Genomic DNA, 266 nt, shown 5'->3' on the forward strand with positions numbered 1-266 from the left:
ACTCGTTCCGCTATGCCGGACGCCAACACCGGGATGCGATCGTGCGAGGTCTGAAGCCGATCTACACGGCGCCATCGGAGCAGGCGGCCACCGACCGGTTCGACGAGTTCGCGAAGCAGTGGCAGGACAAGTACCCGGCGATCGTGGCGTTGTGGCGCAACGCCTGGGCCGAGTTCGTGCCGTTCCTCGAATACGACGTCGAGATTCGCAAGGTCATCTGCACCACGAACGCGATCGAGTCGATCAACGCCCGCTACCGGCGGGCA

1 protein-coding gene is annotated in these 266 nt (G+C 64.3%); it reads left to right on the plus strand.

Going from position 1 to position 266, the window contains the following annotated elements; genetic code table 11:
• The coding region (locus DI005_RS00145; protein WP_199542403.1) for a transposase at positions 1–266 on the plus strand (266 nt) is incomplete at both ends.

This window comes from Prauserella sp. PE36 (assembly GCF_003311655.1).
GTDB classification, from domain to species: domain Bacteria; phylum Actinomycetota; class Actinomycetes; order Mycobacteriales; family Pseudonocardiaceae; genus Prauserella_A; species Prauserella_A endophytica.